This window comes from Amycolatopsis sp. Hca4 (assembly GCF_013364075.1).
GTDB lineage: Bacteria > Actinomycetota > Actinomycetes > Mycobacteriales > Pseudonocardiaceae > Amycolatopsis.
This window is the reverse complement of the sequence record NZ_CP054925.1, coordinates 10,528,427-10,551,335: the sequence shown is the minus strand read 5'-3', so window position 1 is coordinate 10,551,335 and position 22,909 is coordinate 10,528,427. Positions and strand designations below refer to the sequence as shown.

Here is a 22,909-nt window from a genome sequence, read left to right as displayed (position 1 = left end):
GTGCTGCCCGGCTTCCGGGTGCTCCGGTTCGTCGAGCCCGAGTGCGAGGCGATGTACTGCCCCGACTCGGTGGACGCGTAGGGCGCGCCGTGCACCGGCCACGGATCAAGCGCCCGCACCGGCCCAGCCGCTCCCGCAGTGGACGGATCCGGATCGGCGGCCTGGTGCCCGGCATCGGCCGGGACCTGCTCGACCCCGGCGGGTGGGTCTGGACGTTGCTCGGGCTGCTGGACGGCTCGCGGAGCGTCGAGGAGGTGGTGGCGGTGCTGACGAGCCGCTTCGACGGCCTCCCCGGCGTCGTCGTGCGCGCCGCCGTCGACGATTTGATGGCCGCCGGGTACGTCGAGGACGCCGACGAGCCGGACAGCGGACTGGCGCCGGCGGCCCGTGAGCGCCACAGCCGCGGCCGTGAGCTGCTCCAGTGGATGGACCCGGTGCCCCGCCGCACCGGATGGGACACCCAGCGCCTGCTGGCCCACGCGAGCGTGGCGCTGGTCGGCGTGGGCGGCGCCGGGTGCGTCACCGCGGAGAATCTCGTGCTCTCCGGTGTCGGGCGGCTCCACTGCGTCGACGGCGACGTCGTGGAAAGGTCCAACCTCAACCGGCAGCCGCTCTACGACGACGCGGACATCGGGCAGTTCAAGACCGACGTGGCGGTGCGGAAGCTCCGCGCCGCCAACCCCGCCGTCGACGTCACCGGTGAGCGTCACGACGTCGATGGGCCCGCGTTCCTGGGTGCGCTGGTCGAGCGCTTCGACGTCGTCGTGCTCGCGGCGGACCGGCCGGGCGACATCCGCTCGTGGACGAACCGCGCGTGCCTGGCCACCGGCACGCCGTGGGTTCACGTCGGCTACCACGGGCCGCTGGTCAGCGTCGGGCTGTACCGGCCGGGCACCGGACCCTGCTCGGACTGCCTGCGCACCGTCAAGGGGCGGGAACGAACGCCTGGGCAGGCCGGGCCGCCGCCCGGCCCGTCTGACGTGCAGGCTGCCAACGCGACCAGCGCCGGACTCGCCGGGCACTTCGCCGCGCACGCCGCGGCCAGTCTGATCACCGGCGTGCCCGCGCTGCCGGTCAACCGCGAATACGCGTTCAACCTCGTTACCCTCGCGAGCGTGCCGGTCCGGGTGCTCGAGTCACCGGACCCGGAGTGCCCGGCCTGCCGACCGCCGGCGTGACCGGCTCACCGCCCGGCGACGGCCGCAGTTCGCGCGCACGCCGCCGCAGAACGTCGGCCCGCGGGTCGTCGGTGGCGACGAGGATCGCGACGGCCTCGCGCAGGTGGGCTGCAGCGGCTTCCCGGGCGTCGAGGCGGACGAGCGCTTCCGCGGTCGTCTCGAGCGCGGCGGCCAGGTAACGCTCGACGCCCGCCGCGGCCCGGAAGAGCTCGATCGCCCGCTCGCCGGACCGTGCCCCCGCGCCGTAGTCACCCGTTCGTGCAGCGCGGCCGCCAGGTTCTGCGTCGCGTACGCCTCGCCGACCGCGTCTCCGGCCGTCCGCCGGAGCCGCAGTTCGCGTTCGGCGTGCCGGACGGCGTCGTCGGGCCTTCCCAGGCGCAGGCACAGCCAGCTGAGGTTCGACTCCACGTACCCGGTCCGGGTCCCCCGCACCAGCCGCAACGCCTGCCGGTAGCAGGCCATGGCCTCCCCGTACCGACGTTGGAGCTTGTAGCTGCGCCCGAAGCCGCACAACGCCTCACCCGCAGCACGGAGTCGCCGCGCCGGGTCGCGAGCGCGAGGCTGCTCCGCAGGTCCGCCGCCGACCCGGCCCAGTTCTCCCTCCCCTGGTGGGTTTCCGCTCGGCGCCGGTAGAAGATCGCCTCCTCCGCCGGATAACCGAGGGCCCCGGCCGCGGCGAGGCCCTGGGAATCCACTTCGAGACGCGCCTCCCCTGCGCGGACGACGTCAAGGCCAGGAACCGCATCGCCGCCGCCAGCACTACTGTCGTCCGGTGCCTGCCGTGTTCCGCGCTGAGCCGGAGCACCTCGAGCAGCGTGGGGCGTTCCGTGGTCAACCACTCCCACGCGCCGGCGCGGTCGGCGCACGGCGCCGCGACGTCCACCGCGTCCCGGGCCACGTTCACCCTGGGCTGGGCGGGGAAGACCAGCCGGTCCGCGGTCGCCGCCGCACTGGCGTACCAGCCGAGGGCCGCGTCGAAGGCCGCTTGCCGCTCCGCCGGGGTCTCCTCCTGGTGGACCCGGTCGAGGGTGTGGGCGTGCAGGAGCGCATGCACGCGATAGCGGCCACGGCCGGCGGGCTCGACGAGGTGGAGGTCGGCCAGCGACTCGAGCGAGCGGTGCGCCGCCTGCGTGCCGGTTCCGTCGACCACGGCTGCCGCGTGCACACCGAACTCCAGCGCCGGCTGCAGCCCGAGGCGGAGGAACATCCGGGTCTGGCCGGAGTCGAGCTGGTCGTAGGACCAGTCGAACAGCGTGCGCACGGCGATCCGTTCGTCGCCGGTACGGCTCAGCGCCTCCAGGAGCCAGGTCGACTGGCCGAGTTCGACGACGTGCTCACCGATCGGCTGGTGCCGGCGGACGGCAACCCGGGCGGCCGCGACGCGCAACGCCAGCGGCAGCCGGGCGCACAACCGGGCAAGCTCGGCGACCGCTGCCGGTTCGGCCTTCGCCCGGTCCGGTCCCACCGCGGTGGCGACGGGTTCCTCGGCCTCGTCCCGGGTGAACAACCCGAGTCCGACCCGATGGGCGCCGTCGACGACGGCCAGGCTGGTCAGCACGGCGCGGCTGGTGACCACGGCCAGGCAGCCCGCGGCCGTCGGCAGCAACGGCCGCACCTGGCTCGCGTCCGCGGCGTTGTCGAGCACCACCAGGACCCGCCGGCCCGCGAGCAGCGACCGGTACAGGCCGACCAGGGCGTCGGCGCCGCCGGGCACCCGGCTTTCCGGCACGCCGAGCACCTGGACGAAGGTGCTGAGCACACCACCGACGGCGCCACCGGCGCGCCCGGACCGTAGCCGCCGAGGTCGGCGAACAGCGTGCCGTCCGGGAAGGAGTCCTGGACCAGGTGGCCCCACCACACGGTCAAGCACGTCTTGCCGACCCCTGCGGTGCCGTCCAGCGTCACGATCGCCGCCGCAGCTGCGGCAGACTGGGCCGCCTCATCCAGTTCGGCACCTTCGGCGGCGCGCCCCACGAAGGTGCGCACCGCCGGGGGAAGCTGCCGGGGCGGCAACAGCGCCGGAAGCCGCTGCGAGCCGTCGCTCGCCGGACGCTGCCCGGTCAACCCCAGTCGTTCGAGGCCGTCGGCCAGGCGCGACGTCGCGGCCCAGCGACCGGTGCCGGATTTCGGCGGCCTGGTAGTGCACCAGCTTGCGGACGTCGGCGGGCAGTCGCGACGCCGCCGACAGGCTCGCGCCGTCCAGCAGCACCGGCACGATCGAGGTCCCGCGGGCCAGCACCCGGCGGATCTCGTACCGGACCCAGTCGTCGTCGCGCTCGATCGGCAACCGCTGCTGGTCCGTCGCGTCCGGGACCAGCCACCGTGGGCCGATCAGGACCAGGAGCACCCGCATCGACTCCAGCGCCAGCCGCAGCTGCGCGGGATATCCCGTTCCCAGGATGATCGACTGGTTGTCGAGGAAGACCCGGTCCGCGCCGAACCTCGCGGCGAGCAGTTCGTAAGTGGCCACCGCACCGTACTTCGCATCCCGCGATCGGTAGTTGATGAAGATGTCGGACATCCCGGCCTCCCGCGATTTCACTGGCCAGTGTCCACCAGATCGGCGGGTAAGCTGCGCGTCGGCGCGAGACGATCCGGCGAGGAAGCGATGACCTGGGCAGAGGGTAAGCAATGCGTGGTCCGCGCGGTGGACTGGGAAGTCGATGTGGACCTCGCCCAGCTGTATGTGGAATGCGGGCTGACGTCGTCGGCGGAACTGCGTTATGCCGCCGCCGCCGATCGCGCCGGCCGGGCGGGAATCGGTCGGCCGTCGCGCGCCGCCATTCTGCAACGGCTGGCCCTGGTCAAGCAGAACCGGGGCGACCGGGCGGGCGCTGTGCCGCTTCTCGACGACGCACTGGCGCTCGTCCGGGAAGGCTCGGACGTCGACTCGGTCCGGGTTCGCGCCGGCGTGCACGCGACCCGCGGTCAGGTGGCCAGAGCACTCGGCGATCTGCGGACGGCCGGGGGTGAAGCCGAGCGGGCGGCGGAACTCTTTGCACAGATCGGTGACGTCGACGACGAAGCGCGGGCGCTGGTCGACCTGGCTGTCGTGCTGAAGGACACCGACCGGATCGCGCCGGCTCGCACCGTCGCGCGGCTGGCGCTCGCGCTCGCCCGGTCGGCGGGCGCGGACGACGTCGCCGGGCACGCCATGGTCGTGCTCGGCCTGGTGTACGAACTGCTGGGGAAACGACGGCCCGCGCTGCGTTCGCAGTCCATCGCGCTGCGCCTGCTCGCCGGCTGCGGGCAGTACGGCGCGGCCGCGGTGGCCGCGCACAACGCCGCCGCGGTGGAGCTCAACGAGGGACACCACGCCGCAGCCCGACGGTTCTACGAGGCCGCCCGCGTGCTGAACCGCCGTGCGGGCTGGCCGATCGGTGAGGCCAACGACCTCAGCGGCCTGGCCAGTGTCGCGAAGGCCGTCGGCGATCACGAGCACGCTCGCGCGCTGCACGCCGAAGCGCTGCCGATCCTGGTCGAGTGCGGCGATGTGCCGGCCGCCGTGCAGTCACTGGCCGACCTTGCCGAACTGGCCGAGGACGACGCCACCGCGCTGGCCCACCTGGCTCAGGCCGAGGCGTTGGCGGTGCAGACCGGCGAACTGCGCCTGGTCGAACTGGTCGGCGTCGTCCTCGGTGACGTGCACCGGGCGCGGGGCCGCTTTTCCTCGGCCGAGGCGGCCTACGCGCGCGCGGCCGAGGCCGCCGAGGCCCCGCGAGCGTGGCTGTTCGACGAGGCCGACGCGCTCGCTTACTTCGGGAACAGCCGACTCGCGGCTCGGGAGCACCTGGCCCGGCTGGCCTTGGACCACCACGATCCATCGGTCGCGTTCGAGCGGGTCGAACAGGCGAGGGCGAGCGAGATGGTGCGCCGGCTGTCCCGGCTGCGCGTACCCGCCACCCACCGGGTGCCTGCTGACCTCGTCGACGCGGAAGCATCGGCGCTGCGCGAGCTGCGGCTCGCGGCGGCCGCGTTCACCGGCCCGGACGCCGCCGACCCGGAGTCCGCCCGGCGATACGCGTCAGCCGAAGCCCGGTGGCAGGAGGCCGTCGACGCGATCGCCGAGCACGACGAGCAGTTCAGCGCGCTCCGCCGCGGGGACCGGTCCACGGTCGCCCGGATCCGCGCCACCCTGCGAGCTCATGATCCGGACGCCCTGCTGGTCGTCATGCACGGAACCGAGACGGCGATCCACCTTCTCGGGCTCACGGCCACCGACGAGATCCCCTGGCACGCCAAGGTGCCCTGCGACACCGACGAGGTGATCGACGTGGTCGAACGGGTCGTCACGGCTTGCAGCACCGACGATCTGGCCGCGGTCGCCGAGGGCGTCACCGATCCGCTGCTGACCGCGATGCTCGAACCGGTGGCGCGGCGGTCGCGTCCCGGACAGCAGATCTGCCTCGTGCCGCACGGGGCCCTGCACCGGCTGCCGTTCGCTGCCGTCCACGTCGACGGTCGCCCGTTCGGGGAGCGAAATCCCCTGGTGAGCACGCCGAGCGCGTCGGTGCTCGGCTACTGCCTCGCGGGCCGCCGCGGCACGACCGGCGACGCGCTCGTCGTCACCGAACCCGCCGCCGGACCGCCGTTGCGCTACGCACGAGCGCAGACCCACGCCATCGCCCGGCACTTCCCCACCGAAGAGCTCACCGGGGACCACGCTGCCCGCGCGGCGGTGCTGGCCCGCCTCGCACCCGGCGGACCGGTACCGCGGTTACTGCACCTGACCGCGCACGGCCGGTTCATCGCGAGTCGGCCGATGTCGTCCGGGATCCGGCTCACCGACGGCGATCTGACCGCCGAGGATCTGCTCGGTGTGTCCCTGGCGGGCGCCCTCGCCGTGCTGTGCGCGTGCCGGACCGGTGTCTCCGCCGTGGGCGGCGGTGGCGACGAGCAACTCGGCCTGGTCCGCGCGTTGCTGTACGCCGGAGCGTCCGCGGTGTTGGTCGGTCTGTGGAAGGTTTCCCAGCTGGCGGCTGGCATCCTGTTCGACCGCTTCTACCGGGAACTGGCCGCGGGCACCGCGAGCGCGGTCGCGCTGCAGCGGGCCCAGACGGAACTACGCAACTGCACGGCCACGAGGGCGGCGGAGTACATCCGGTCGGTCCATGCCTACCGGGACGACAGTCATCTCCGCATCGAAGAAGCCCGGTATCGCCTCCGCGCCGGTCAGTTCCGGGCGGTGGTCGACCTGTGCGATCTCGCCCTCGGCGACCCCGAACTCACCGCCGCGCAACGCCGGAGCGTCACCGGCCTGCGTGACCAGTCGCTCGTCTCGGCTCAGGACGGCGTCGCCGGGACGCCGGATCCGCGGGTCTTCGCCAATCCGTACTACTGGGCGCCGTTCGCGCTCGTGGGCGACTGGCGGTAGTGGAACCCACCGATGCCGGTCACCGCAGCTTTGTCGGCGGGGCGGTGCCGGTGCGTTTGTCGCCGTCGCTCAGCCAGGCGCCGATCGGGCGTGGTGGCCGATGTCCGGGTGGCTGTAGTCGCGCACTCCGCCAAGGAACGCTGCTCGCAGGCGGTCCCGGTCGGCTGCGGTGAAGGTGACCGGGTAGTCGCGGAAGTCCAGTGGCTTCAGCCGGCACTTTAGCCCTCGAGGGCCAGGCTCTCCCCTGCGACCATCCGGGTGTCGCCCGCCACCGGGTACTGCGCGCCGCATCGGCCGCTCGCCGGGTACGTCAGCTTCTCGGTGATCCGCGACGTCGCCGAGAGGGAGCAGCCGTCGCCGAGATCGGCCGAGCGGTCGGCCAGCGGTCCATGGCGTCGAGCTCGTAGCCGCCGGCGGCCGCCGCCGCTTCGACTGCGGTGGCGTGGTTTCGATGATCACCTGGTTGGCCGCCGTGCTGTTGGCCCGCAGAGCATCCTGCCCGACGCGGCCAGCACCAGCTTCGCCGATCACGCCGAACCCGGGCTGCGCCGCTTCCAGGACGAGCTCGGCGCCAGCCACGATGCGATCCCGGTCAACTCCACCGTGATCGGCCACAGCTACGGCACCACGTCGTTGGCCAAACCGCGCGCGACCTCGGCCTCCCGGTGGACAACCTCGTCATGGTCGCCAGCCCCGGCGTCGGCGTCCAGCACGCCACCGACCTGCACCTCGACGGCGTCCCGTCCGACCAGATGTGCAACCACTTCTTCGCCACCAAATCGGCCGCGGACATGGTCCCCGCGTGGACCAACCTGCACAGCCCGGCCTTCGACCGCATCGACCCGCTCGGCCGCGACCCCGCTACCAACTGGTTCAGCGGGCACCCGTTCGACTCCGACCCGGCCACAGGCCATACCGAATACTGGGATCCCAACTCGAAGTCGCTGCAAGGAATGGCCAAAGTCATAGCAGGTGCATCCACGCCGTGACGCGAGGACACAAAGGAACCCCGAAGACGCTTCGGTGGCTCCCGGTCCTCGCGGTCCTACTGGCCACCACCGCCGGATGCGGAGACAACCCACCCATGAACCCCACCATCACGCTCGCCCAGGCTCAAGCAGCCGCCACCGACCAGATCCGCGAAGCGGCCACCGGCGCGTTCCCGCCCGGCTTCAGCCTGGAAGAGTTGCCGCCCCAGCCGCTGAACTGCACCGACTCCGCCGACAAACCCACCGGACAGGTCCTGCTCGGAGTCACCTTCTGGATCAACGGACTCCCCACCACCCAGAACAACAACACCTACTTCGACGCCCTCAAGACCTGGTGGGCCGGCCACGGCTGGACACTCAGCACCGACAGCCGACCAGCCGACATGTTCATCAACGCCACCCGCGACGGCTACCTCATGAGCCTGCGCGCCAACATCAACCAACGCCTCGCCACCGGCAACAGCACCCCCTGCGTCGGGCGCAACGGCGCCTCGCCGACGGCCACCATGGCTCAAATGATGGCCGCGTTTCCCACCAGCTTCACGGCCGAACCGGCGGATCGCCGCCGGCGAAGATGCGCAGATCGCCAGCGGCAGACTGCAGAACGCTGCCGCACACGGGAGCGTGGACCTTGCGGACCCCAGCGAAGCCGCTCAGCATCGTGATGACCACCTCCTGGCCCGCGACGGCCGATCGTGCCGTCCCGGCTCCGGCCATTCGAGCCCGTTGAGCCGCCGAGATCGGCCGTGCGGTTCCACACCGTCACCTCGTGGCCGGCGGACGCTAGGCGCTCCGCCACCGGCAAACCCATGCGTCCGAGCCCGAGAAATCCATCCGGCTCATGAGAGCATCGTCCTTTGAACGGATGCAGTCCGGACAAAGCCCGCGGGGACGAGAACGCACTGCGTCGCACACGCGAAGCGAGGAACGAACGTGAGGTCTGCGGAAGACGGCTTAAGACTCCACTTCGTGCGGCAAGTGACGGAAGCTTGCGGCGAACTGGGACTGGATGTCGGGTGGAGCCCCGACCGCTGGATCGCGTCGGTTTCGGACGGGATCCGGTCGACCAGGATCATCGGCTACACGTTCGGGCTGAACGACGCGTCCGCGGCGGAGGCCGCTTTGGACAAGGTCTGCACCTTCGGTCTCCTGCACGCCGCGGGCATTCCCGCGGTCGAACACACGTTGATCGAGATTCCCAAAGACCGGCGCAGCAGGGGACCCAACCTGTCCCCGGACGTCCAACCTCCCCTGGTGCTCAAACCGAACCGTGGCTCGGGAGGCGCGGACGTGCTGCTCTGCCGGAACCAGGAAGAACTGCTCGCGAACTTCGCTGCGCTTTCGGCGAAATACCAGACCTTAGCGTACTCGCCGTTCACGCCGTTCGACGCCGAGTACCGCGTCGTGGTGCTCGACAGAAAAGCGCGGCTGGTCTTCGAGAAGCTCAGATTCGGAGGCAGCGAGCAGCCGTGGAAGTTCAATCTCAACCTCGGTGGCACGCCGAGGGTCGTCCGGCCGGCCTCGGCGGAGTACGGCCCGCTCGCCAGGCTCGCCGTCAGGGCCAGCGACGAGCTGGGGATCCGGTTCGGAGCCGTGGACATAGTCGTACACAGGAACACAAGCACGGTGCTAGAGGTCAACGACGCGTTCTCGCTGATCTTCTTCAGCGCGTCCTCGGACGAGAACTTCCGCATCGCCGCCGCACTGTACGCCGACGTGCTAAGCAGCATGTTCACCAGCTCACCCGGATCGAGGGACCGCTGAACCCGTGGAGCGAGGCGCCGTGCACGTCGGCGGTCCCGAGGATCTCCGCGCCTGCTCCGGGCTCATGCACCGGTGCGACAGCCACCACGCACCGCCCCGATGCCCGGTAGCTCAGATGCCCGGCCTGGGGATACCCGTGGCCCAGGCAGCTCTCGTAGGTTTCGTTGCCTGCCCACCACAGCTCCCGGCCATGCGCTGCGTTCCGAAGGGCGGCACGGAAGGCCAGTTGCCCATCCGGCACGAGGTAAGTGAACAGCCAGCTTGTGAGCACGACAACCGTGCTGTCGTCCGCGGTTGCACTGATCGCGGTGCTGAGATGGCCGATCGCGTCGCCGGCGAGCATGACTACGTCCTGCGGACGATGTTCCCGGATGGCCTCCCTCAGCCGCTTGAGCCGCGCGGGCTGATCCGCCCAGACGCACGCCTCGAGCCACGCGAGTTGCTCAGGATCCCGGCAATCGAGTGGATTCCGGTCGAGGCCAACCCTGCTCACAAAGGACAGGCCCTCCGCCACGTCGAGCGGGAAACTCCCATAGACGTCGCAGTCGAGCCGCAGACCGGATTCCGGCCGGCCGACCCGAATCTCCTCACCGCCGGCCACACGGTAGCGGTAAGAATACCGGTCCAGGGACAGCAGCAATCCCGCGCTGCAGCCAACCTCCACGAGACTGACCGGTCCACGCACACGACGAGCTATCCGGGCCAGCGCCGGCCGGATGACCGCCGCCCGCCGCACTTCGTTGGTCTGGACCGACTTGGTCCTCAGGAGCACGCCGATCTGGTGCCGGTGATCGAGTGCAAAGTCCCGGAAGGCCTGCCAGGCGCGGTAGCCGGGTTCGAGCGTACCGCCCAGCGTGGGGTAGAAGGCGGCGAGCTTGCTGTCACTCCGCCGCGCGAGATAATGCACCGCGGCTAGCAGCAGCGTAGCCACCCCGTCGTCGTCCGGCACCTCGGAGACCAAGCCGAGCATGTCCTCGTCGTCGGCCGCCGCCAGCGCGATGGCCGAGTAGAGGGGCGAGGACCGGCGGATCTTCTCCCCGAAGGACCGAAACCGGGCCCGCCCCGCTGCTGTGTCGTTCAAGGCCGCCCTCCGGTGGGTTCATGGCGGTAGGCCGCACCGGAGCCGGGCGCGAACGCCGGCCACCAGCCATCGCCCAGCGAATCCGCGTGCGGGCATCGACGCCAGTGTGGCCCGCCGGGGCCGACAACGTGCGGCAGCATCGCGATCTTCCCGTCGGCGGCCTCGACGAAAACGGTGAAGTGCCCTTGCCCGGCGTTCACCGCGGAGATGTGCCGTGCCCCATCGGAGAACGGCCGGCCGAGCCCGTTGTAGCCGCCCACAGGCGACCAGCCCCGGTCCTGCCACCACCACCGGTTCCATACCCGGCCCTCGACGTCCAGTACGAAGACTTCGAGCTGCCGGTCCCAGCCGCTGAGCGCACTCAGCGCCGCCGCCGTGCCATGGAACGGCGACCGCCGCCAGCCAGTCCACTCGGATGCACCGGTGGCCGTGTCGAGCCAGCGGTGCTCGACCGCACCATCGGCTGTCACCCGGTGCACTTCCCAATGCAGGTCGGACGCTGCAACGGCCACCATCGTCATACCGTGATCCCCTCAAGAGCACGCATGTCCTCGGGATCAAGGTCGACCGAGACAGCTCCCGCATTCTCTTCCAGGTGGCGTACGGACCCAGTTCCCGGAATCGGGACCAGGTTGCCCGAGCGATGCAGCAACCACGCGAGAGCGATCTGCGCGCGGGAAGCCCCGTGCTTCTCGGCCACCATGGTCAAGGAAGCCGCCGCGCCGGCCGCCAGGCTGCCGCGCTCCAGAGGAAACCAGGCCAGAAAGGGCAGCCCCTCGGACGCGGCCAGCGCGACCAGCGAGTCGTCAGCCCGGTAACCGACGTTGTACCTGTTCTGCACCGACGAAATCGGCACTATCCGTTGTGCTCGCCTGAGCTGGTCCGCGGAAACGTTGCACAGACCGACGTCCATGATCAATCCCTCCGCCCGCAGCCGGGCCAGCGCTTCGATCGAGTGCTCGTAGGTGACCATGGGATCGGGCCCGTGCAGCTGGTAGAGATCGATGCGATCCGTCCGCAGGCGCCGCAGGGAATCCTCGCAACAACGGCGAAGACGATCCGGCGCGGCGCTTGGAATCCACACCCCGGGGGCCGGGCACGTCAGCCCTCCCTTCGTCGCGACGACCAGTCCGTGCCGGTACGGGTGGAGCACACTCGCGATCAGGTTCTCGGCTGTCTCAGGACCGTAGCAGTCGGCCGTGTCGATGACGTCGGAGTGGTTCGCCGCCGCCGCAAGAAGCCGCTCGGCGTCGGTGCGGGACGGTGGTTGCCCGAAGGCGGCGGGGCCGAGGAGACGCAGGGTACCGAACCCCAGACGCCGCACCCGCGAGCCGCACAGGTCCATCCGGGCATCGCTCATTTCGCGCTCACCGTCCCGGTCGAACTCGCACCGTCCGGAAAGCGGACGTACGGTTCGATCTCCGCGGCCCGGCGATGGCGGATCCGGCGCAGCGCCGACACGGCGTTGTCCGAACTCCGGCCGGTCTGGATCAGTGACCGGGACATCGACACCACCGGCTCGACCAGCGTGACATGCCGCTCGGCTTCGACCAGATCCGCCTCGAGCAACCGTTCGCGAGCGAACGCCAGCCGGGGGCGGGTGGACGCGAGCTCCACGCTGGTCTGCGGCACCAGCTCGAGGACTTCACCGAGCCGCTTCCGGTAACCGCGGTATTCCGTGTGCATCCGGCCGCTCAGCGGCGCACCGGTCAGCGGCGGCAGCATGCTCGGGCGGAGAACCTCCTGATAGAACCAGCCGGGCACGGCCAGGGCCTGCGCCCGAGCTCCGGCAAAACCACCCACAATACGCGTCGCAGTTTCCAGAGCCTCGATCGCTTCATCATCGCAGCCCGCCCGCAACGCGTCCGCCGCGTCGCCTAGGGCATACGCCGCGTAGACGTTGAACATCGCGTGCAGTTGATGCCCGACGATCCATCGCCACATCCACATTTCGTCGACCGCGGGTTCGCGGCATGCCTGGTCAGGCGTTTCCCCGGCGGAAACGGGCATCCCGCCCGCAGGGAAGGACTCGATCACCGCCGACATCGCCGACACCACACGCACGAGATCACTACCCGCGACCGGCGCGTGGATCAGATCTCCGGCCGCGTCACCTATGACGCGTAGGCACTCCGCCAGCGCTTCGGTTTCGGCTAGCTCCGCGGTCCTGATCCGGAAGTACCGCTGCACCTCGGACTTGGGTTCCGGCAGCGCACCAGAGCCGACGTGCTGCCCCGGCAGGAGACACGCACGCGCCGCCGCGGCCACGGCGGCGACGCCGGTTATCCGCCGCTCGGCCGTGTGAAACCCCTCGAACGCCGCGAAAGCCTTCCTGAGTCCATCCAAGTCGTAGGAAGTACTTTCCGCGGGTTTACGGCGCCCCATCGGGTCGCCGAAACGAGCCACGGACGGAAGGGGACTTTGGGGCAGAGATGTCGTATAGGACATCGCAACAACCAATCTGGCGACTCGATAGGCTGATCAGGCTGTCCGACAGCTGCGCGAGTTCCTCGCGACCCCGTCGATGACAGCGGTCAGATGGTCAACGACGGTGTGCCGGGCGAGCACGTCGGCCCGAGCGCGAGCACCCAGCCGGGCCCTTGAACCTTCGTCGGCGACTAGTGAGCACAACTGCTCCACCCACACTTCGTCGGGGGAACCTGGCTGGACCAGAACCCCGTTCATATCATGGCCGATCTGCAACGGAATTCCCCCGATCGCCGACGCCACCACAGGTTTCGCGCGCAACATCGCCTCCGTGACAGTCAACCCGAATCCCTCTTGGATACTTTTCTGGAGCACGACGTCAACAGCGGATTGGATTTGGCGGACGAGAAGGTCGTGCTCTTCCGAGCCGCTCCGATCGATCACGCCGATGTGGACCCTTGACCGCACATCCGCCGGAGCCCCCTCCCATGCTGCGGAACACTGCGCGAGCACCGCCTGCTCCGAAGCCGACTCGGCTTTCGGGCCGACGACGAGGCCGCGGAAGGCCGGTGCCTGCCGCACGGTCTGGAGGAACACACGGACTGCGCCCGCCATGTCCTTGAGCGGGTCCCAGCGGGAGATCTGTAGTCCGAGAACGTCTCCGTGGGCGATCGCAAGCCCTTCGGAGAGCCACGTGATCGGCCCCACCCGCGGCGCGGTCAATGCGCGGCGCGCCTCGGCGGGATCCAGCGAGCAGTTCTTGACCGTGGACGGATCGACTCCGGGTGACGCGAAGACACTTCCCGCAGCAAGCGACCGCGGCATGAATTCCGGTCTGTAAAAAACCTTCACCGCGGCTTCGGCGACGCTCGGCCCGATGACCTTCCAATACTCGTCGACGATTTCGCTGCGTTCGGCGGTGCCGATGTGGGCGTGCCAGAGCATCGACCCACGCCACCGGCCGAGCTCGGCCGCCAGCGGCGCCGTCTGAGTGTCGTTCAGGACGATCACGTCGTCCGGCCGGAGAACCGCCGCCAGCTCGGCGGCGGCAGCCCGGCCGAACCGGGCCAGTTCCGCAGTTCGCGGGCCAGCAGGCCGTACCAGTCTTCGGCGGGCGGTATCCCGTGGGCCAGGACGTGGAAGTACTCCAGAGCCGGACGCGCTTCCGGAGGGGTGCCGAGATTCAGCCATTCCACCTCGATCCCGGCACCGACCAGGTACGGAAGCACACTCCGCATGACTTCATAGACCCCACCTTTGCGGCGGTCGTCCCCGGTGACGTTGACCAGTCTCCGACCCGCGAGCGCCCTGGCAGCCAAGCCGAGCTTCGCGGCGAACACGGCGGCACGCCGTGGCCCCAGCGCAGGTCGCAGCCGGTCGGCTTCGTAGCCGGGAACTTCGATGCGGTACACCGATCTCTCCCTCCACTTCGCAGGCTTCCGGCGGCACGATCCCCAGTATCGTGCGATCCGGCGAAGTCATTACTGATCGATCAAGGAATGGCTGCGCCCACCCGGACGGGTGTCTCCGCGGTCACCGGCGGAGACACCCGGCGCGAGTCAGGAGCAGTGGTCGATGCCGGGGATCCAGCCCGCGTAGCCCGTATTGACGTAGTAGTCGGCCATGAACCCTTCGCCGGCCGACGTGACTACGTAGTCCCACAGCCAATCGCCGTAGATGTCCTGGCCGACGGTCTGGCAGACCACGTGGGCCGGAGTGCCCGGCGCGATGGTCTTGAGGTACGTGCACGCCTGACTGGGCGGCAGGTGCACACTCGGGTGGTAGCAGTCGCGCAGGCTGACTCCGCCGGTTGTGTAGCCGCCGACGGTCGCACTCGCCCAGCTGGCGCTCGCCACGCCGGCGCCACCTACGACGAGTCCGGCCGCCGCGGCAGCGACTGCGGCTGCCTTGACCAGTTTCCGCATGGTTCCTCCTCTTGGTTCTCCGCGGCCCAGTGCCGCTCACCAATCACTTTGACCGGCCGAAGACATTGGGGCAGCGGACAAATGTGGCTAGCGCCGTTCGCCGTCCCGGCAGTTACCGGTCAGGAGGCCGTCGAGGTGGACGTCGTCACACACGATCCGCCGGTAGGGTTCTTCCGAGTAGGTGGACTTGGCCGTGATCCCCCACTGCTCCACCGAGCCGCCACATCCGACGCGGATCTGGTAACGGGCGGCGAAGTTCTGCCGGAAGAGGTAGCGAGCGGCCGCGGCACTGCCTGGCTGGCCCGCGCGGGCGAATCCCGAGCCTCCGGAACTGGACTCTATCCAGACCGCGACGACGGGGTTTCCCGAAGTACAGGACACGTCGGTGGTCAAGTCACGATAAACGGCCACAGGGAGCGTGACGGCGAGAGCCGCCCAGACAATCACCAGCACGGCCGAAACAGCAAGGGGAAACACGAGGTGTCCGGGACGTTCGACTGAGGCTCTCACGGGTGTAGCTCCCGAACGGTTTCGTCGAGGAAGAAGTGCCAGTTTTGGCTCGCGTACCGCACCAGTTCCGGTGTCGGCGGCCCTTCGAGCGAACAACCCGGGTCGAATCGCACGAGCCGGGCACGCATGTCTTCCACTCCCCTGCGCACCGTCCCTGGAGAAATACCGACGGCCTTGCCGATCCGGGAATGGTCATGCAGGCCCAGGGCCATCGCGCGCCACACGGCGAGCCGAGAGCCGGAGTGCAGAAAAGTCTCCCGCAACGACGGTGTCGACCGCGGCGGCAGATGCATGCGCACCACCGGGTCGAGGTACTCGCGGCCGGAAGCAGCGCTCCTGACTGCGGTGACAAGCCTGCCGGCGGAGTCCTTCGGGCACATGGCCCGACAGGCAAGCTGCTCGTACGCGAACAGCATGTGCAGCCGCCGGTTGGCTTCGCCACCGGTCCACAGCACCGCCGCAGTTCCGGTGCCGGCCGCCACGTGGAGCACAGCAAGCCCGCTCAGGTGCAATCTCGTGCCCGTCAGCCCGACCTCGCCCAGCCGCCGCCGGCGTTCGAAGTCCTCTGAATGCGGCCGGTAGAGCATATCCACCACGACCACGTCGAAGCACGTCCGCTTCAAGCGGCGAAGCGCTTCGACCGGATCAGCGACCACGACGACCTCACTCGCAACGGAGTTCCTGAGCTCGGCCTCCGCCGTCGCGGCAGATACTCCTTCATCCTCCACCACCAGGACTCGCATGCCGCTCATCGCGGGACCCGGATCGGCCGCAACGGCAAAGTCAGCCGGACCAGAGTTCCGCCCCCGGCACCGGAGGGCAGCAGCGACAGGTCGCCGCCCTCGTCGCGCAGGCGTGCCCGAAGGTGCTCCAGTTTGCCGCCCGGTTCCGCGAAGCGCTCCGGCGGCAGGCCCGGCCCGAAGTCCCGTACGTCCAGCGTCATCGTTGCACCCTCCACAGCGAACCCGATTTCGACGATCCCACCGCCGTGATCGACAGCGTTCTTGAGCAGATCCGCCAGACCCTGCTCCAGCAGGATCGCCTGGGCACGGGGCACGGTCAGGCCACCCAGATGCGGCGTGGCCCGCAGCGTAAGCCGATCCCCGTGCGCACGGACGGCATTCTTGAACAAATCCACCGCGCCGACGTTTTCCTCCGTCAGCAAAAGCTGTCTACGCCGGGTCGCGGTCAGCTCTCGGAACTGCTGCGCAAGTTCACGGACGTCGCGCCCGGTTTCGATCTGCTGTGCCGCGGCTTCCAAGTGGGTGTGCAGATCACCCAAAGTGGTTTCGTAACTTTGTGACAGCGCCTCGGTCTCCACCTCGACCGCAATGCGGCACAGCCATGCCAGTCCTTTGCCGACGAGGAACCATACGATCGCCCACACCCCGTACTGCCCGATGCTGAGCAGGTGCAGCCCGGTGGGCACCCCCCTCGTCATCAGCTCGACGATCAGCAGCGGGTGCAGCACGATCGAGATGATCAGTGCACCTTCGATCAGGCGGCGCTTCGTCGCGTCGCGAAAACCTCCCCACGGGTAGAACGCGAAAACCGCCAAGGGAATCAGTGCGTAGTTGCCCATCGGCACACCGACGCCGTACGCGGCGAAATCCCCCGGCGCGAGGAGGTGCGCCAGTAGCATCTGCACAGTGAAGATCATCGCTACCCACGCCGCTGTCCAGGCTCGCCCCCGGGTGAGCGGCCCCCGGTAGCGCAGGACGAAGCCGGCGAGCACGAGGTGTCCCACACCCAGCCCCAGGACGATCGGGATTCCGACCCCCTCGTAGCGGTCATTGACAGTGCTGGCGAACAAGTTCGTCGCCTGCAGCAGCAGTGCCATCGCCTCGAACGGACGGATCAGCCGATAAGTCGTCCGCGTGAGCAGAGCACCATTCGGCGACCTGGACATGAACGGCAAGCTCGGACTCCACTACGTCAGTAGTCCCGAAATGCACGGAACCTGGGCCTTCCAGTGGTAGCCCGATCACAACAGAGGCGGCAAGGACAGTTAGTGGACAATTGTCGCTGGCGCGATGGACAGTCACAGTGAACGTCACGTCGCTGCAACGCGCCAGGGCCGTCACCGAGCAGGAACGGCGAACCCAGGACTCACACCGCCAGGACACCGGCCTCCGCCTCGGCGGGCGCGGGTTCCTCCGTGGGCTGCACCGCCGGAGCGATCATGATCGCGCACAACGGGACCGCCATCGTTATCGCCATGAGAACGAACACCGGACCAAGAACGAGGACACCTCGACTCCGGTCGGGTCGGGAGCGTCCATGTCCAGGTTCGTCCGGACGGCCGCCATGCCCGCGTGGTGTATACCGGTGACCGCCGCGGCCATCACAAAGCCCACCACCAGGCGCAGGTACGGCTTGTCGAGGAACGCTACGAACCATAGCCCAGCCACGACCGCGATCGCCAAGCCTTCCAGACCGCCGCTGCCGTCACAGCGGGCGTGACCGGGTCGTTCGTCGAGAATGCGTCGCTGGGCCTGCTCACCGGCATCCGCGAGATTCGCGCGAACCGGCAGGTCGGGCTAAACCTCGCGAGCATGCCGGACAGCCGGATCGTTGATCTCGACACCGTCAGTCCTCGGTGCACGGCGGATCACTCGGTGTAGCGGTCATGTATTTCCTTCGCCTCCGCGAGGTACTCCGCTGCACGCGCGTGCTCTCCGGTGTGCCGAAGCGAGATCGCCGTCGTTTCGAGAGCACGGGCGAGGTACTCGTCCGCGCCGACGGCCGCGCGGTAGGCCGCGATCGACCGCTCGCCTGCCTCGGCCGCCACCTCGTGCCATCCAAGCCCTTGCCTGGCCACTGCCAGATCGTGCCAGGCGTAGCCTTCGCCCCGCGGCTCCCCCTGTTCCTGCCGCAGTGCAAGTTCCCGCTCGGCGTGGGCCAACGCACGGTCGTGCTGCCCGAGGAACCCGCTGAGCTGGCTGAGGTTGCATTCCACCACGGCTTCGACGTACCGCGTCCCGACACCGCGGACCAGGGGCAGTGCCTGCTCGTAACACGCCTGGGCCGCGGCGTAGCGGCGTTGAAGCTTCAGGTTGCGCCCCAGGCCGCACAGCACTTCTCCACGCAATGCGCTGTCACCCAGTTCAACGGCCAGCACGGCAGCTTCGCGCAGATCGGAATCGGACTCACACCAGTGGCCCAGCATCTGGCGAGTGTCGGCCCTTCTGCGCAGGAAGACAGCTTCCGCGGTCCGGTGGCCCGCGGCGCGCGCCGCGGCCAACCCGTAGGTCTCGGCCTCCAGGCGAACGGGCCACAACGCACCCGGCTGCAGGGCCAGGAACCTGAAGCCGGCGGCCAGCGCCAGCGAGATCTGGTGGAGCTCCTGCTTGAAGGCTTCCTTCAGGGCCGCGAACAGTGTGGAGCACTCCGTGGTGAGCCAGGTCCACGCCCGAGCACGATCCGCCACGACGAGCCGGTGGCGCACCGGTCCGAGGTCGGCCACCGGCCCCGGCTGAGCCGGAAAGACCAGTTTGTCGGCGTCGGTGGCGGCTTGGGCGTACCAGGACAGTCCGGCCGCCGAGGCGCAGAGGCGGCCGGTCGCGGTTTCGTCGGATTCGGCACGGCTGGCCGCGTACAGGTGGAGGAGGTCGTGGCAGCGATAACGCCGGTGGGCGATTTCTTCCACCATGTGACTTTCGGCGAGGCCATCCAGAATCCGGCGGGCGGCGGTCGGGTCTGTACCGGCGAACGCGGCCGCCGCGTTCGCGTCAAACTCCGGGGCGGGGTGCAGGCCGAGGAGCCGGAACAAGCGGGCCTCCGCCGCGGGCAGGCGGGCGTAGGACCAGTCGAACACCGTCCTCACTGCCGTGGCCTCGTCCTTCGCGACCCGCAAAGCATCCAACCGGTTCTCGGCGACCGCGAGATCTTCGACGACATCCGCGACACGGGTGTGACGTCGGCTGGCGATGCGGCTCGCCGCAACACGCAGCGCAAGCGGCAACCGGCCGCACAGGCGGACCAGTTCAGCCACCGCGGCGGGCTCGGCGGTGGCTCGATCGGAGCCGATCACCGTAGTGACCAGGGCTGTGGCATCGGCCGGTTCGAGGACGTCGAGGCAGAGGCGCCGTGCGCCTTCGGTGACGACAAGCCCGTTCAACGCGTTTCGGCTGGTCACGACCACCAGCGACCCCTGCGACCCCGGCAGCAGCGGCCGAACCTGCCCGGCGTCCGCGGCGTTGTCCAGCAGCACTAGTACCCGACGCTGCCCGAGCACCGACCGGTACAAGCCGGTCAGAGCTCCAATCTCCCGCGGAATCACCTCGTCAGTGACCCCGAAGGCCTGCAGGAAAGAAGTGAGCACCACAGCCGGCGCCCGTGGTGCATCGGGCGCGTGTCCGCCGAGTTCCGCGAACAGAGCACCGTCCGGGAAGCGGTGGTGCACCCGGTGCGCCCACCAGACGGCCAGCGCAGTCTTCCCGACACCGGCGACCCCGTCCAGCGTCAGGCACACGGGCGAGCCGGCGGAATCCGCGTCCAAGAGAGCATCCAGTGCCTTCACGGACTCTCCCCGCCCGGCGAAGCCGCGAACGGTTGCCGGCAATTGCCAGGGCCGCGGCGGTGCCTGCCGATTCCGGGGCAGGATGAGGCGGTGGATGGTGCCCGCCTGCACCACGGTTCCCGTCACCCCGCCGCTCACCTTGTTGCCCGCGTTCGCTTCATCGACCACCGAAACAGTGTCACCGGCCACCGGCCAGCAAAGGGAGGCACTTCACTGACAGATCGTGACGACCACTCGAACAGCCTACTTCCGGAACCACCGTCGAAGGGCGGCGAAATGATCAATTCGCTGCCGGGACGCTGTTCCACCGAAACGCCAGCGTGATCATTTTGGTCCGACAATGAGATGATCCACCTGAATGGCTTTCCTTCCGCCACCTGGCACCAGGCGAGATTTTGCCCGCTTCCATGAGTCGGTCACGGCGCTGACCAGCGCCTTTGCGCGGCTCGTTCGCACTCGTTGACTTTGTCCGGCGCCCGCTCAGACAATCTCGCCGGGATGAATACCTGAGTCCCGCCGAGCGGTAGACAGCGGTCAGGAGTATCCGCTTCCACCGGCGCGCCGCAGCGCAGGGCCAGTGGAGCCGCCTGCAGGCGTCAGCGGACCACTGGCTGCCGCGATACTTCGCGCTTCTCTATGGCGTCACATCCTGGCACGCTAAAGGGATGGCACATAACTCAGGGCAGGCCGCGCAGGGCGCCGGAAAGCGAAAGGGCCTGCACCCGGCAATGCAGGCCGCACTCTGGACAGTCAGCAACGGCCACTGCTACGCACCAGGCTGCCCCATACCGGTTGTGCTCGAAGTTCGGCCAGGCGTGTACCGCAAGAACTCCCAGATAGCACACATCTACGGAGTAAGGCCTAAAGCTGCACGCTATCGCGGAGAATTGAGTGAGGACCAACGAGATTCCTTCGAAAATCTCATTATCCTATGTCTGGCGCATCACGAAGAAGTCGACGGTGACGAGGACCGGTACCCACCCGAAAAGCTCCACGAGTGGAAGCTCGCCCATGAAGGAGACCAAAACAGAGTACTCAAATCTCTTCAGGTAAATAATCCGGAGGCCGCGCTGGCCGCACTGGCGAAGATTGCCGAGCCGCCGCTGAACCGCCTCGAAGCGATCACCAAACGTCTCGAGGAGACCGGAACCGCGAGCGCAGATACTGTGAACGAACTGAAGCAGGTCATCGCATCGATCTCCGACTCTAGTGCCGGAATCGACGCGCAGACCGCAAGGAGCCTTGCGCACGCCGCAGAAGTGCTCGGCACGAGAGACTTCGTCCTCAGCGCACGACAACTAGGCGAAGCAGCGCAGACCCTTCCCGGGATCAGCCGACAGCTGGCCGAGACAGCGGAGATGATGATGCGCGGAAATCGGTGACTCCGCAGAAATCGACCTGGTCATCACCAAGCGATCTTGTTCGAAGGGAAGTTGTGGAGAGAAAGTCCCTGCCCGACCTCCGGCCGCTGTCTTGGTTGTGGACTGTGCCCGCACTGATGGTCGTAGCGGCGATCAGCCTAGGTGTCTACTACTGGGCCGACAGCTACGTCGGAGCATTAGACCCGGCGTCGGTGCGAGTCGACGTCCTGAGGCTGAGCCTGACGACCGCCGCCGGTACCGGCGGCGGTCTCGCGCTCTGGCTCGCATTCCACCGTCAGCGGTCGAGTGAAATCACCGGCCAGCACACCATCCACGACGCCACCAAACGGCGGATCACCGAGCTATATACAAGCGCGACCGAGCAACTCGGCTCCGATCAGCCAGCCGTGCGTCTGGCCGAATTGTACGCGCTCGAGCGGCTTGGCCGGGATTCGGAGCACCCGACGTTGCGGCAGACCATCATCGACGTCGTATGCGCGTACCTGCGCATGCCGCTGCGCGAGGATGCCGCAGCGACCGAGTCCGGGGCAGCTCGGGAAGCCGAGCTCGAGGTTCGCCGCGCTGCCCAGAAGCTGATCATCCGCCACATCCACACCGTCGGGAAATCAAATCGGGAAAACGAAGACGTGTTAAGTGAGGACTTCTGGCCCGACCTGGACCTCGACCTGTCCGGCGCCCAGCTCGACGAGCTCGACCTAGTGCTCTGCAAGTGTCGGTCCCTGACCTTGGACCGGGCGACGATTGCTGGCAAAACAGCCCTCGACGGCACGGAGGTACGGGAGAAGGTCAGCTGCAAGCGGACGATGTTCTGCGGTTGGGTCATAGTGGACGGCCTCAGGACTCTCATGACCAGCTTCGAGAGCGCGATCTTCGAAGCAGGCATCGGCATGTCAGATTCGCATCCCAGCGGCGTGCTGAGTTTCGTCGGAGCGGAAGTGCGAAAACGGGACACTTTCCAGAAGTGCACGTTCGGTTGCGTGACCTTCTCGGATTGCAAGCACGACGGCGCCGGAATCAGATTCAAGGACTGCACGGTCGTAGCGGACTCGGTTGGCCTGACCGCCCTCCCCAATGAATGGACCGTCGGCGCGGAGGTCCACCCCCCCCCCCTCAGTTCGCACAGGGAGAACGTCTGCAGGTGAGGTGGATCAAAGCCGTGGAGGAATGACGACCCATGCGATCTTCGACGGTCGGGCCAATCGCTGGACCACTGGCGCCATCGGTACCAGTTGTGGTTGTCGACTGCGGTCCGAAATCTGGCGATTCATCGGCGATCACAACCCGAAGCAATTTCCGAGAAGCTGCCCCTCCGGGGACCAACACGAGCCTGTGAGCTGCGGAAGGATACGCTTCGCCTGGTCGAGCCATGCGTCGCACTTCCCTGACACGGAAGAGGTCACTGGTTCAATCCCAGTATCGCGCACTCGATCGCGGGAGAGCCCTGCTTGCGGAACGCGCAAGCAGGGCTCTCTTCGTCGTGTCCTGTGGGGGCCGAGCCCCCACACCCCCGCCGGGGGCAAGCCCCCGGACCCCCGGTCCGGTCGCCTCTCGTAGGCGGCCTCCGGAACCCTCCTGGCTTCCGGGATCTGGTTGACCATCGCCGGGGTCACGTGGTCGTAGACCCGGGCGATGCCCTTCATCTTCTGCCCCAGCCGCGCGCGCCGAGCGACCTCCGGGATGCCGTCCTCGGTCAGCCACGTGCTGTGCGTGTGGCAGCCTTCGTGGAAGGTGAACGTCGGGAGGATCGGCGGTCGTCG

At 68.7% G+C, this 22,909-nt stretch carries 23 protein-coding genes and 2 pseudogenes; 8 read left to right on the top strand and 17 right to left on the bottom strand.

The genetic code is table 11. The features are described from left to right. Positions 1-89 precede the first annotated feature (89 nt). Positions 90-1,178: a ThiF family adenylyltransferase gene (locus HUT10_RS47835; protein ID WP_176177270.1), complete on the top strand. Its 1,089-nt coding sequence runs from the start codon at positions 90-92 to the stop codon at positions 1,176-1,178. On the opposite strand, the gene HUT10_RS52385 is transcribed toward HUT10_RS47835, so the two are convergent. The 3 genes from HUT10_RS52385 to HUT10_RS47825 all read right to left on the bottom strand — a co-directional run bounded on the left by HUT10_RS52385 (position 1,137) and on the right by HUT10_RS47825 (position 3,699). After that, positions 1,137-1,640: a tetratricopeptide repeat protein gene (locus tag HUT10_RS52385; RefSeq protein ID WP_368660816.1), complete on the bottom strand. Its 504-nt coding sequence runs from the start codon at positions 1,638-1,640 to the stop codon at positions 1,137-1,139. The two genes, HUT10_RS47835 and HUT10_RS52385, sit on opposite strands and share 42 nt — an antisense overlap. 55 nt (positions 1,641-1,695) lie before the next feature. Next, positions 1,696-2,937 carry a hypothetical protein gene (locus HUT10_RS47830; protein WP_176177269.1) on the bottom strand — a complete coding sequence of 414 codons (1,242 nt, stop codon included), beginning with the start codon at positions 2,935-2,937 and terminating at the stop codon, positions 1,696-1,698. A 180-nt stretch (positions 2,938-3,117) separates the two neighbouring features. Continuing rightward, the gene (locus HUT10_RS47825) at positions 3,118-3,699 is read right to left on the bottom strand and encodes a toll/interleukin-1 receptor domain-containing protein (protein ID WP_176177268.1); all 582 of its coding nucleotides are present in this window, start codon (positions 3,697-3,699) and stop codon (positions 3,118-3,120) included. Between the two features lie 87 nt (positions 3,700-3,786). On the opposite strand from HUT10_RS47825, the gene HUT10_RS47820 reads away from it, so the two are divergent. After that, positions 3,787-6,552, top strand: a complete 2,766-nt coding sequence (locus tag HUT10_RS47820; protein WP_176177267.1) for a CHAT domain-containing protein — start codon at positions 3,787-3,789, stop codon at positions 6,550-6,552. Positions 6,553-6,621: 69 nt separating this feature from the next. Here HUT10_RS47820 and HUT10_RS51640 read toward each other — a convergent pair whose 3' ends face one another. Next, entirely contained in the window at positions 6,622-6,843 is a 222-nt protein-coding gene (locus tag HUT10_RS51640; protein ID WP_254897532.1) for a DUF6351 family protein, read from the bottom strand. A 374-nt stretch (positions 6,844-7,217) separates the two neighbouring features. On the opposite strand from HUT10_RS51640, the gene HUT10_RS47815 reads away from it, so the two are divergent. Next, positions 7,218-7,541 (top strand): hypothetical protein, encoded by a 324-nt coding sequence (locus HUT10_RS47815; protein WP_176177266.1) that lies wholly within the window; start codon positions 7,218-7,220, stop codon positions 7,539-7,541. Positions 7,542-7,636: 95 nt separating this feature from the next. Next, positions 7,637-8,206 (top strand): hypothetical protein, encoded by a 570-nt coding sequence (locus HUT10_RS51635; protein ID WP_254897544.1) that lies wholly within the window; start codon positions 7,637-7,639, stop codon positions 8,204-8,206. Positions 8,207-8,292: 86 nt separating this feature from the next. Here the strand turns inward: HUT10_RS51635 and HUT10_RS51980 are convergent. Further along, a pseudogene (locus HUT10_RS51980) lies at positions 8,293-8,454 on the bottom strand (NAD(P)-binding domain-containing protein); the annotation flags it as partial. A gap of 56 nt (positions 8,455-8,510) precedes the next feature. On the opposite strand from HUT10_RS51980, the gene HUT10_RS47805 reads away from it, so the two are divergent. Next, on the top strand, positions 8,511-9,305 hold the full coding sequence (locus HUT10_RS47805) for a RimK family alpha-L-glutamate ligase (protein ID WP_176177264.1): 795 nt from the start codon (positions 8,511-8,513) through the stop codon (positions 9,303-9,305). Here the strand turns inward: HUT10_RS47805 and HUT10_RS47800 are convergent. The 10 genes from HUT10_RS47800 to HUT10_RS47755 all read right to left on the bottom strand — a co-directional run bounded on the left by HUT10_RS47800 (position 9,274) and on the right by HUT10_RS47755 (position 17,088). Next, the gene (locus tag HUT10_RS47800) at positions 9,274-10,386 is read right to left on the bottom strand and encodes a DUF2332 domain-containing protein (RefSeq protein ID WP_176177263.1); all 1,113 of its coding nucleotides are present in this window, start codon (positions 10,384-10,386) and stop codon (positions 9,274-9,276) included. The two genes, HUT10_RS47805 and HUT10_RS47800, sit on opposite strands and share 32 nt — an antisense overlap. Then, entirely contained in the window at positions 10,383-10,907 is a 525-nt protein-coding gene (locus HUT10_RS47795; protein WP_176177262.1) for a hypothetical protein, read from the bottom strand. Before HUT10_RS47795 ends, HUT10_RS47800 begins: the two co-directional genes overlap by 4 nt. Next, a complete protein-coding gene (locus HUT10_RS47790; RefSeq protein ID WP_176177261.1) occupies positions 10,904-11,746 on the bottom strand; it encodes an aldo/keto reductase in 843 nt (280 codons plus the stop codon). The genes HUT10_RS47795 and HUT10_RS47790 overlap by 4 nt, the downstream gene beginning before the upstream one ends. Next, positions 11,743-12,792, bottom strand: coding sequence for a hypothetical protein (locus HUT10_RS47785; protein WP_176177260.1), 1,050 nt, complete (start codon positions 12,790-12,792; stop codon positions 11,743-11,745). The genes HUT10_RS47790 and HUT10_RS47785 overlap by 4 nt, the downstream gene beginning before the upstream one ends. Positions 12,793-12,867: 75 nt before the next feature. Then, on the bottom strand, positions 12,868-13,824 hold the full coding sequence (locus HUT10_RS47780; RefSeq protein WP_176177259.1) for a glycosyltransferase: 957 nt from the start codon (positions 13,822-13,824) through the stop codon (positions 12,868-12,870). Continuing rightward, positions 13,821-14,225: a hypothetical protein gene (locus HUT10_RS47775; RefSeq protein ID WP_176177258.1), complete on the bottom strand. Its 405-nt coding sequence runs from the start codon at positions 14,223-14,225 to the stop codon at positions 13,821-13,823. The genes HUT10_RS47780 and HUT10_RS47775 overlap by 4 nt, the downstream gene beginning before the upstream one ends. A gap of 147 nt (positions 14,226-14,372) precedes the next feature. After that, entirely contained in the window at positions 14,373-14,738 is a 366-nt protein-coding gene (locus HUT10_RS47770; RefSeq protein ID WP_176177257.1) for a hypothetical protein, read from the bottom strand. Positions 14,739-14,825: 87 nt separating this feature from the next. Continuing rightward, the gene (locus HUT10_RS47765) at positions 14,826-15,191 is read right to left on the bottom strand and encodes a hypothetical protein (RefSeq protein WP_254897367.1); all 366 of its coding nucleotides are present in this window, start codon (positions 15,189-15,191) and stop codon (positions 14,826-14,828) included. A gap of 53 nt (positions 15,192-15,244) precedes the next feature. After that, positions 15,245-15,991 carry a response regulator transcription factor gene (locus HUT10_RS47760; protein WP_176177255.1) on the bottom strand — a complete coding sequence of 249 codons (747 nt, stop codon included), beginning with the start codon at positions 15,989-15,991 and terminating at the stop codon, positions 15,245-15,247. A gap of 5 nt (positions 15,992-15,996) precedes the next feature. Further along, on the bottom strand, positions 15,997-17,088 hold the full coding sequence (locus HUT10_RS47755; protein ID WP_254897366.1) for an ATP-binding protein: 1,092 nt from the start codon (positions 17,086-17,088) through the stop codon (positions 15,997-15,999). Between the two features lie 619 nt (positions 17,089-17,707). Between HUT10_RS47755 and HUT10_RS47750 the strand changes: the two genes are divergently transcribed. After that, the gene (locus tag HUT10_RS47750) at positions 17,708-17,872 is read left to right on the top strand and encodes a hypothetical protein (RefSeq protein ID WP_176177253.1); all 165 of its coding nucleotides are present in this window, start codon (positions 17,708-17,710) and stop codon (positions 17,870-17,872) included. Here the strand turns inward: HUT10_RS47750 and HUT10_RS47745 are convergent. Further along, positions 17,860-19,938, bottom strand: a complete 2,079-nt coding sequence (locus tag HUT10_RS47745; protein WP_176177252.1) for an NB-ARC domain-containing protein — start codon at positions 19,936-19,938, stop codon at positions 17,860-17,862. The genes HUT10_RS47750 and HUT10_RS47745 overlap by 13 nt on opposite strands. A gap of 719 nt (positions 19,939-20,657) precedes the next feature. Between HUT10_RS47745 and HUT10_RS47740 the strand changes: the two genes are divergently transcribed. Continuing rightward, complete coding sequence (locus tag HUT10_RS47740; RefSeq protein WP_217709719.1) at positions 20,658-21,152, top strand: hypothetical protein; 495 nt, start codon at positions 20,658-20,660, stop codon at positions 21,150-21,152. Positions 21,153-21,256: 104 nt separating this feature from the next. Next, positions 21,257-22,294, top strand: coding sequence for a hypothetical protein (locus HUT10_RS47735; RefSeq protein ID WP_176177251.1), 1,038 nt, complete (start codon positions 21,257-21,259; stop codon positions 22,292-22,294). 441 nt (positions 22,295-22,735) lie between these two features. On the opposite strand, the pseudogene HUT10_RS51625 reads toward HUT10_RS47735, so the two are convergent. Next, positions 22,736-22,909 (bottom strand): annotated as a pseudogene (locus tag HUT10_RS51625) (integrase); the annotation flags it as partial.